Below are 10,187 nucleotides of genomic sequence, written 5' to 3' on the forward strand. Positions count from 1 at the left end.
GAACAGGATGATAGAAGGTCTCTGTTTTATTTAATCAAAGAAGAAAATGGACAAATCATCGGTCGAATGAACCTTGTCGATATTGACTGGGTGACTAAATCAGGCAGTATCGGTTATCCGGTAGGACAACAATTCTCTGGCAAAGGAGCTGCTGTCAAAGGGCTGCAAATGCTTATATCAAAAACTAAGAATATGGGCCTGAAAGAATTACGGGCGAAAACGACCAGAAATAATATAACAACCCAAAAGGTTTTAGATAGATGTCTTTTTCAAAACGAATCTGAAGAAAATGGCGATTTTATCTACTATAAATTAGCACTCTAGCTAACGCTAGGGTGTTTTTTTTATACCAGGAAATAATAAAATTATTTTGTTGAGGATAACTATATAGGTCTTCTTAATCCAGCTCCAGCGCTTAGCCCTTCGAGTCGCTTCGGTCCTGCCAATGAAGTCAAAGAACGACTTCAAGTCAGGCCCTCCAGCGCTTGTCGGAGCTGAACGAGGCGCTTGCGCTTTTTATTTTGTCGAATTATTTTTCTCTAAAAACCTTGTGGACACACTTATTATTTGTGTAAAATTACACTAAATAGATAATTTAACCATTGTTATTTAACCCTTCGTTATGATTTAGTAATCGATTTCTTAATTTCTCTTAAGAAATTATTAAGAAAATATCCCCTATCTTTTTGGAAGTGGTTGACATATAATTTAACTGTATTAATAATAATAGTACACTTAGTACAGATAGGGGGTCATTATGTTTGAGCTTGACCTGAGGAGCCGAAAACCGATATACGAGCAGCTGGTAGATAAGATGAAAGAGCTGATCATTAATGAAGTGCTCAAACCTGATGAACAATTGCCTTCTGTGCGTCAGATGGCACAGCAATTGACAATAAACCCAAATACAATCCAAAAGGCATATAGAGAGCTTGAGGTTCAGGGATTCATTTATTCATTAAAAGGCAAGGGGAGTTTTGTCAATGCGATGGACCCTGGCAAGGATGCAGATAAAATACTGCAGGTGAAGCAAGATCTGCAAAAACTGTTACAGGAAGCATTGTACCTGGGCATTACTGCTGAAGAGTTGCGGGAGATGATTGGAAACATTGATGGCTTGAAAGGGGGAAGCGGGCAAGATGATTCAAATGATCGAGATCAATAAAACATTTGAAAAACACGAGGCTGTAAAAAACGTCAATATGACTATAAATAAAGGCTCAATATACGGCTTGATTGGATCGAATGGTGCAGGTAAAACAACCATCATTAAATTGCTTGCTGGAATTTATAACCAGGATTCTGGGAAGGTGCTTTTGGAAGGTTCTGCGGTCTTTGAAAACCAAGTCTTAAAAGAGAAGATATTTTATATATCCGACCAGCCATATTTCTTTCCTCAGTATACAGTCAAGCAGATGGCGAATTTCTATAAAAGCATTTACCCTTCATGGAATGAAGCAAGATTTATGAAATTAGTCGAAGTATTCGGCTTCAGCATGAACAAAAAATTACATACCTTTTCAAAGGGAATTCAAAGACAAGCTGCTTTCTGGCTCGCCTTATCGACGATGCCTGAAATATTGATTCTTGATGAGCCCATGGATGGATTGGATCCGGTGGCAAGGAAAAAGGTTAAAAACCTATTGATACAGGATGTCGCAGACAGAGAAATGACGATTTTGATATCATCCCATAACTTGCGTGAAATTGAAGATATTTGCGACCATATTGGAATTTTACATCAGGGGTCACTCCTTTTGGAAAAAGACCTTGATGACCTCAAATCTGATATACATAAGGTTCAGGTAGCTTATAAGGGAGAAACACCGAAGCACCTTGAAAATCAACTGGCAATGCTCCACTGCGAGAGAAGGGGAAGTGTCATGGTATGTATTATCAGGGGGAAAGAGGATGAGATCGAGAAGGTTATCGATCAAACTGATCCTGTTATTTTTGATATCCTCCCATTGACATTAGAGGAGATTTTTATATATGAAATGGGGGATATCGGCTATGCAATCAAAAACATCATTGTTTAACAAAGAAATGGTACTCCAGGTTGGAAGAAACGTCGGCTGGATATCCGTCATTTACTTCCTGGCTTTATTTTTCGCAATACCATTAAGAATCATGATGCTGTATTCCGGTGAAAACTACCGCGATTTCATGCCGGTGGAAAGATTGTTTGATTTCAATTTTGCGATACAGTTCATCATGTTTATTACAGTACCAGTTGTTATGGCAATTTTTCTTTATCGTTTCCTGCATGTGAAGCAGGCAGCAGATTTAATCCATAGTCTGCCATTGAAACGGGAGGATATTTTCCACTTTTATACACTGTCAGGCTTTCTGTTTCTGATTATTCCGGTCATCCTGATTGCGATAGCTACTGCTTTAATTCACAGTGTGTATGACCTGAATTTATATTTCCAGATACAGGATATTTTCAGATGGACAGGAATCGTCCTGATATTTAACGCTGTATTTTACCTGTCAGGAGTTTTTATAGCAATGGTAACAGGAATTTCGGTGGTCCAGGGAGTCTTGACTTACATCATGCTTCTGTTTCCGGCTGGATTCACTCTGCTGGTTATCTATAATCTTGGACTTATGTTATATGGTTTTCCTAGTGATTATTATCAGTTCAGGAATATAGAATATCTTTCACCTATTTCTCATCTGACTATTTTAGAGGGCCAGTCAATATCTATGAAGGCAGTTCTCTTATATTCAGTCTTTGTGTTGGTCTCATATGTCCTGTCCCTATTTATCTATAAAAAAAGGAAAATAGAAGCAGCTTCGGAGGCTATTGCTTTTAATGGTTTAAAAGTAGTTTTTAAATACGGAGTTGCTTTCTGCATGATGCTTCTAGGTGGCATGTATTTCGATGCAATGCAGAATAAATTTGCCTGGTTGATATTTGGATACACAGCTGGAGGGATCATCGGATACTTCGCTGCCGAAATGGTTCTTCAGAAAACATGGAGGGTCTTTGGAAAAGTAAAAGGCCTTGGATATTTTGCGGTTGCGATGGTGGTCTTGATCCTTATCACTCAAGCGTTCGCTCCATACGAGAAAAAAGTGCCTGCTCTAGATGAGATTAAAAGTGTCACCTACGCGAATCGCGTTTATATGGACGCGGATGATCGACTTGCTCCAAAACCACTATACCAGCAAGAAAATATTGAGGCTGTCCGAAAGTTCCATGAGAGTATCATTAATAATGAAGAAATGAATGAACAAGGAATGGAATCACAGGAATTTGCTCTCTTTATTTATGAATTGAAAAATGGAGATAAACTGGTACGCCAGTACACCATCGATCGATTTGATTACGAGCCCAAAATGAGAGAGATATTTGAATCAGTGGAGTACAAGCATGCACACCAGCCTATTTTTAAGATGAATACAGATGACATTACCTCTATTAGAATAAACAAACAGATAGCTGATAGCCCGTTGACAATTACCGATAAGGAAAAAATTAACCAGGCTATTGCAATCCTGAAGAAGGAAATTGAGCAAGAACCTTTTTCAATTGATTATTATACAGTAGGTAACACATCATCGATTGAAATTATGTCAGGCATAAACGATTATGACCATATTGAATTAAAGCATTCATATAAAAGCTTCATCGCATGGCTGGAGGAAAACGACATGCTGAAAGAAGCAATTGTGACACCTGATGATATAGACTATGTTGTCGTAACAAATGATTCAATCGAACAGGAACAATTCAAGGAATATCCTGAAGAAGAAATAATTAATCGTATTATGAACGATAAAAATGCCCTTAAACTGAGTGAACATGACCAATTGCTCTCTTCGATAGAGAACGCAGGTTATGGCTGGTTTAATGAAGCACCGTATACCGCTATTTTCGTATACAAAGCAGGGAATCACAAAGAGATTCGTACATTTAGCGATAAAGATGTACCAGCATTTATCAAGGAGCATTTTAAGTAAAACCACTAGACAAAGATTGTAAGCAGTGAAGCTTGCAAAAGCTAGTTACAGGGCAAGGGGGATGGATATGGCTAAGATTGATTTTGACGAGCTTTATAGAATCCACGGGAGAAAGCTTTGTCAAATTGCTTTCAGCATTACTAAAGACAGACATCTAGCAGAAGATGTAGTCCAGGAGACTTTTATAAAGGCATATAAAAAGGCAGATACCATCATAGATACGCATAAAATCGGTTCATGGTTAGCAGCAATCGCGGCAAGGACTGCAATTGATTATTTGCGGGCAGAGAAAAGAAGGAAATGGCTTCCATCTGACCAGAGCATTATGGAACAAATTTTCAGTGATTATGATAACAACCAATCGCTAGAAAAGGAAGTCGAAATCATCCTGTTTAAAGAAGAAATTCAACATATGCTGTACTTGCTGACGAGTGAGTACCAGCAAGTGTTGGTATTGAGGTTCCAATACGGATTAAAAGAAGATGAAATTGCCTGCAAATTGAATATTAAATCAGGGACAGTCAAAACACGTCTCCACAGAGCTCGAAAACAATTGAAAAAAGTTATGTCAGAGAAGTACCCAGCCTAATGGATCTATTTGGGCGATTAAACCAATCGCCTTTTTTTTTCGGCTTAATTAATGGTAAAAAATATAATTTATTCAAATATTTTGAAGAAGAGGTGCGTTAATGATATCAATCAATAATTTGAGCCACGAATTCGAAATCGGTAAAAAAGGGAGAAAAACGATAATTCCAGTGTTGAAGGATGTTTCTTTTAAAGTGAACAGAGGAGAAATTGTAACCATTGTAGGCAGAAGCGGTTCAGGAAAATCAACACTCCTTAACCTTGTCAGCGGATTTATAAGGCCAAAAGAAGGAGAAATCATGATCAATGGAATCAAAACATCTACATTAAACGAAACAAAGTTTGCCGACTTCCGGATTCAGCATCTGGGATTCATTTTTCAAAGCTTTCAATTGATCCCTAGCATGACAGCCTATCAAAATGTAGAACTGCCTCTAATCTTAAAGGGAGTCAAAGAGGAAGAAAGGAAAGTACGAACAAATGAAATCCTTGGTATGGTGGGATTATCTGACTATCAGGATCATTATCCTGGCGAACTTTCAGGAGGTCAGCAGCAAAGGGTAAGCATCGCCCGTGCACTTATTGTCAATCCGCCAATCATTCTTGCAGATGAACCGACCGGCAGTCTTGACTCGGAAACAGAAGAAGATTTACTCAAATTCATCATTAAATTAAACAGAGAGCTTGGCATTACATTTTTAATCATTACTCATGATGATAAAGTTGCCCAGATTGGCCATCGTACCATTGAATTAAGTGATGGCAAAGTTGTTGAGGAGGTATTGGCAAATGAGGCTTAAAGATCAATTTCAATTCGTCAGGCAAAATATGAAAAAGAATCGGACTCGGTTGTTTATGACCATACTAGCCACGGCTATGAGCGTGGCGTTCCTGATTGTGCTTGCTTCGGTGGGGTTTGGTCTCCATAAATCCATCGTAAAAGAAACGTTGGAAAGAAGGATTGTGACAGAAATTGAGGTCCCAGGAAAAGAGGAGTCGAATAAAGGCTTCAGACAGCTGACGGATGAAGATATTTCCTACTTTGAAAAAATTGGCGATGTAAAGGCTGTAACAAGACGGAAGAACTTGCAGAATTATATGTTCGATGTGGACGAACACCAGACAGATGCCCAGGCGGTAGTTGCCCATATGCCATCTGAAACAAAAGCAGGACTCGAACTTTCGGAAGGCCGGCTTCCAAAAGCAGAAAATGAAGTGGTCGTTGGCTACCATTTTGTAGAAAACCTTCGGCCAAATAGAGAATTGTCAGATGAACTGTATGATGAGCAGGGACAAATAAAAGAAGAATTCCGATATAAAGGCGATTTGATTGGCAAGCAAATTTTTATGAATGTCATTAAGTTCGAAGATGGAAAAGAGATAAAAGAGCCATTGAAAGTAACGGTTGTAGGAATCCGAAAGAAACCAACAAAGGAATGGGTTTATGACAATGTAGTATTTGTTTCTGAAGGAGTGCTAAAGCAGGTTGAGGAGTTTACAGGTACTCCACGCGGAATGATGAAGGACCCTAACAATCCAGACATGGAACTGCCAGATATCCCTCTAGATCAATATGATCAAGTGAAAATATATGCCAAAGATATGGAATCAGTAAAAGACATTACTACTGAATTAGATGAAAATAGTTATCCATCCTATTCGGTCATAAATGAGCTTAAGGATGTAAACGTCATGTTCATGATTGTTAAAGCAGGATTGATTTTTATAGGTACTATTGCAATCATTATTGCATCGATAGGAATTTACAACACAATGACTATGGCTGTTACCGAAAGGGCACCTGATATCGGTATTATGAAGGCGATTGGCGCTAATCCAAAGACAATCAAGAAGATTTTCCTCCTTGAAAGCAGCTATATTGGGCTAATCGGAGCAGCAATCGGAACTCTTGTCGCTTATGCCATCAGTTTCATCGTGAATTTCGGACTGCCGCTGATCATAGAGCAGGCATTCGGTGAAGAACCGCCAGAAGGCCTGATATTCAGCCATATTCCATATACCTTGCCAATCATCAGTTTTACCATCTGCTACCTTGTTACGATTCTATCCGGACTGCGTCCTGCACAGCGAGCAACGAAAGTAGATGTCCTCCAGGCAATGAGAAGGGAAGTATAAGTAACTTTCGATTAGCGGGGGATCCGGTTACTAATAGTAGCCCATTGGCGCCCGAAAAATTAAGATTATGGAAAAACAGGTCACCAATGAAGCCTATTGGCGTCCGAAAAATCAAGATTATGGAAAAACAGGTCACCAATGAAGCCTATTGGAGCCCGAAAAATCAAGTTTTTGGAAAAACAGGTCACCAATAGAGCTAGTTATTGATAATAATTATAAGGTTAAGGACCAGTCGTAAATACTGGTCCTTTTTTTGGCTGTAAAATGAGCCAGCAATTGTCATTATAAGAGGTGAACAAAGGCAAATTCTCCATCTGACTTTTCAACTTCCAAAAAACAAACTAAAACTTGATTGAACGTTTTTCAATATTGGCCGTCTTATGAGAAAAGGGTAAGTAAACAGGGGGTAGCATTATGACGCAAAGTGTAATCGAACTGGATGGAGTTTCAAAGCATTTCGGTGAACAGGTGGTACTTAGCAACGTATCTATGAATGTAAAAGAAGGGGATATTGTAGGGCTTCTTGGCCCAAATGGTTCCGGGAAAACAACTATGATCCGCCTTATGAACGGTGTCATCAACCAGACAGACGGAAAGCTGTCAATTCTCGGCATGGATCCCGGAATCGATGGAGATACAGTTAGAAAGGCAACAGGTATTTTAACTGAAAATGCTGGCTTATATCATGAAATGTCAGGACTTGATAATCTTATCTTCTTTTCCAAGCTATATGGAAAATTTGATTTAAAGCAAATCCACCTTCTTCTGGAGGAATTTGAACTTGAAGAGCATATGAATAAAAAAGTTGGTGCTTATAGTACAGGAATGAAACGAAGGTTGGGGATCATCAAGGCGATCCTGCATAAGCCTAAACTCCTTTTTCTCGATGAACCTACGAATGGACTGGATCCTGAGGGGATAAATCTGGTGCTTAAATTTCTCAAGGATTTAAATGAACGGAAGGTACGACTATATTTCTTTGTTCACATATTTTGAGCCAACTCGAACATGTTTGTAAGGAATACTTTTTTCTCAATGATGGAAAAATAACTGACTTTGGCACAATAAGTGAACTTCAAAAAAGGTATGTCAGCCAAATTAAATTGAAAGTTATTACAAATTTGTTGCCTGTTGAAGCTCACTGGGGCGGTTATCGAGTATTAATAAAAGATAAAAATACATTGCAATTTTTATTGCCTTCAAGTGAACATATAACCCCACTGCTTCAAAAAATAATCAGTGAATTTTGGGTACATCATGTGGAGATTGAAAATAACGATTTGGAATCCTTATATTTTAAAATCAGGAGTGGGGTAAATGAATAAAAAATTGATATGGCTTGTAGCTGCTAAAGATATAAGAGGAATAACTAGCTCGGCTCAGGTATGGTTAGGGTTAATCTTATTGCCGCTGATTTTTTCGGTTATTTTTCCGTTAGCTTTTATTCTTTTGGTAAAGAATTTACCTGTTTCGTCACCAGATTTAATTGACTTAGTGAATAAGGTGGTACATGGTCTTAAAGACACAAAGAGTGGGGAATCGATAGCCAGTCTTCCAAGCATAAAACATCAAATTATTGTCGTTACTGTCAATTATCTGCTTGGTTCGATCTTTTTACTAATCCCAACGATTAATGCGATGATGATTGCGCTTCATAGCTTTGTTGGTGAAAAGGAAAAACGAACAATGGAAACCCTTTTGTTTTCTCCAATTACTGTGAAGGAGTTATTTATAGGCAAGGTACTTGCCGCATTCATTCCATCAATTATTATTACATGGGTAAGCTTCTTCCTATTTGGATTTATAACTGTAAGCATGACTTACAATATGTTTGGTTATTTCATCTTTCCTAATGCAAACTGGCTCACCCTGATGTTCTGGGTAACCCCGATGATAACAATATTTACTATCCTGGTGAATGTATTTATATCTGCCAGGGCAAAGGGCTTCCAAGAGGCTCAGCAGCTTGGGGGGATCTTAATCCTGCCAATTATGGTTCTATTCATAGGTCAGGCAACCGGATTTCTTGTCATCAAGCCATTTTTACTTGCTGTAATAGGTGTCATCATCTTAATTTTAAATTTTATTTTATTAAAAATGATGACTAAATACAACGATCGCAATATTTTATTTGAAAAGCAAATATAAATAATTTTTCTGTGGGCTGGAGAGTAAAGTAGTCAGGATATTTAAAACAAGATTAATCTGGCAAATGTATAGATAGTCTAACAATGGAAAAATCTAATCCTATCGTTATTTTACAGGGGGATAGGATATGTCAGTTATTGTAATTCAAACTTTTGAAATGAAACAGGATAAATTTCCAGATGGCATCAAAAACTTACGATTAATCCAAAATTTCCGTAACGAACAATATGACCACAAGGTGGAACTCTTATCGCCGATTTCTGGTGAAGACCATACTTATGCACTGATTTCCACATATGAAGGACTGGCAGAAATGGAGCTTCAAAATAAAAAAATGTTTGAGGACGAGGAATATAAAAAGCTCATAGGTGAATTTTTCCTGGAAAACATCGTGCAAGGAAGTATGTACACCCAGATGTATCGGACGATGACCGGACTAAGTAATGACTCTGAATCAGAAAAGAACAAGAAATAAAATGTGAAAAGTCGATTCCCTGGGATTCGACTTTTTTTCATGCCTGATGGTTCAATACATAAAATGCAGTTGATTCTCGAATGATAATACTTGTTGAGGAAGGGGGTAAAACAATGGATTTTTTTCTGCCATCATCAAAGTCGGGATGTGGAAATAGCTCCAATGAAGGAGATTTGAAATGGTGGCAACTGTCACTGATTGGTGTTGGGTGTACGATTGGTACCGGTTTTTTCCTCGGTTCTGCAATTGGTATTAAAATTACGGGGCCATCTATCGTTTTTTCTTTCATCCTTGCCGCAATCGGTACATACGTGGTTTATAATTTACTGGCAAAAATGACAGCAGAAGATCCACAGGATGGCTCGTTTTGCTATTATGCTAAGAAGGCCTATGGTCAATGGGCTGGATTCAGCTGTGGCTGGAATTATTGGAGTTCCAATATCCTGATTATGGGAAGCCAGCTTACTGCTCTTTCAATTTTGTCACAATTCTGGTTTCCAAACATACCTTTGTGGCTTTTCGCTACTGGTTATGCTTTCCTCTCGATCGGTGTTGTCCTTACTGGGAATAAGGGATTTGACAAGGTAGAAGATTTATTAGCCATCATTAAAACTGCCGCCATTATTATGTTCATTCTAATAGCTGCTGCCGCTATATTTGGCTTGTTTAATCTTGATACCAAGCAAGTATTGGTGCCAAAATCTCCACAGAAACTGTTTCCTGAGGGCTTAAAGGGATTCTGGTCATCGTTGATTTACGCTTTTTACGCGTATGGAGGAATAGAAGTAATCGGCCTGATGGCAACTAGGCTGAAAAATAAAGAAGATGCCCCAAAAGCTGGAGTCATCATGCTGATTTTATTAGTAATCAT

At 38.3% G+C, this 10,187-nt stretch carries 12 protein-coding genes; all 12 read left to right on the forward strand.

All coding sequences use genetic code 11. The features are described from left to right. Positions 1–324 (forward strand): GNAT family N-acetyltransferase (locus ACH0QE_RS13335; protein WP_415801116.1); only part of this gene is annotated, 324 nt, incomplete at its 5' end. A gap of 433 nt (positions 325–757) precedes the next feature. Next, positions 758–1,165 (forward strand): GntR family transcriptional regulator, encoded by a 408-nt coding sequence (locus tag ACH0QE_RS13340; protein WP_415801117.1) that lies wholly within the window; start codon positions 758–760, stop codon positions 1,163–1,165. Beyond that, on the forward strand, positions 1,140–2,039 hold the full coding sequence (locus tag ACH0QE_RS13345) for an ABC transporter ATP-binding protein (RefSeq protein ID WP_415801118.1): 900 nt from the start codon (positions 1,140–1,142) through the stop codon (positions 2,037–2,039). Before ACH0QE_RS13340 ends, ACH0QE_RS13345 begins: the two co-directional genes overlap by 26 nt. Further along, on the forward strand, positions 2,014–3,969 hold the full coding sequence (locus ACH0QE_RS13350) for a DUF6449 domain-containing protein (RefSeq protein WP_415801119.1): 1,956 nt from the start codon (positions 2,014–2,016) through the stop codon (positions 3,967–3,969). The genes ACH0QE_RS13345 and ACH0QE_RS13350 overlap by 26 nt, the downstream gene beginning before the upstream one ends. Positions 3,970–4,036: 67 nt before the next feature. After that, a complete protein-coding gene (locus tag ACH0QE_RS13355; RefSeq protein ID WP_415801120.1) occupies positions 4,037–4,558 on the forward strand; it encodes an RNA polymerase sigma factor in 522 nt (173 codons plus the stop codon). 100 nt (positions 4,559–4,658) lie between these two features. Next, on the forward strand, positions 4,659–5,357 hold the full coding sequence (locus ACH0QE_RS13360) for an ABC transporter ATP-binding protein (RefSeq protein ID WP_415801121.1): 699 nt from the start codon (positions 4,659–4,661) through the stop codon (positions 5,355–5,357). After that, positions 5,347–6,693 carry an ABC transporter permease gene (locus ACH0QE_RS13365; protein ID WP_415801122.1) on the forward strand — a complete coding sequence of 449 codons (1,347 nt, stop codon included), beginning with the start codon at positions 5,347–5,349 and terminating at the stop codon, positions 6,691–6,693. Before ACH0QE_RS13360 ends, ACH0QE_RS13365 begins: the two co-directional genes overlap by 11 nt. Before the next feature lie 414 nt (positions 6,694–7,107). Beyond that, complete coding sequence (locus ACH0QE_RS13370; protein ID WP_415801123.1) at positions 7,108–7,689, forward strand: ABC transporter ATP-binding protein; 582 nt, start codon at positions 7,108–7,110, stop codon at positions 7,687–7,689. Further along, the gene (locus ACH0QE_RS13375) at positions 7,686–8,018 is read left to right on the forward strand and encodes a hypothetical protein (RefSeq protein WP_415801124.1); all 333 of its coding nucleotides are present in this window, start codon (positions 7,686–7,688) and stop codon (positions 8,016–8,018) included. The genes ACH0QE_RS13370 and ACH0QE_RS13375 overlap by 4 nt, the downstream gene beginning before the upstream one ends. Further along, on the forward strand, positions 8,011–8,841 hold the full coding sequence (locus ACH0QE_RS13380) for an ABC transporter permease subunit (RefSeq protein WP_415801125.1): 831 nt from the start codon (positions 8,011–8,013) through the stop codon (positions 8,839–8,841). The genes ACH0QE_RS13375 and ACH0QE_RS13380 overlap by 8 nt, the downstream gene beginning before the upstream one ends. 127 nt (positions 8,842–8,968) lie before the next feature. Continuing rightward, a complete protein-coding gene (locus tag ACH0QE_RS13385; protein WP_415801126.1) occupies positions 8,969–9,316 on the forward strand; it encodes a hypothetical protein in 348 nt (115 codons plus the stop codon). A gap of 113 nt (positions 9,317–9,429) precedes the next feature. Further along, a partial coding sequence (locus ACH0QE_RS13390; protein WP_415801127.1) for an amino acid permease occupies positions 9,430–10,187 on the forward strand: 758 nt, incomplete at its 3' end.

Origin of the sequence: Mesobacillus sp. (genome assembly GCF_047739415.1) — a bacterium.
Taxonomy (GTDB): Bacteria; Bacillota; Bacilli; order Bacillales; family Cytobacillaceae; genus Mesobacillus.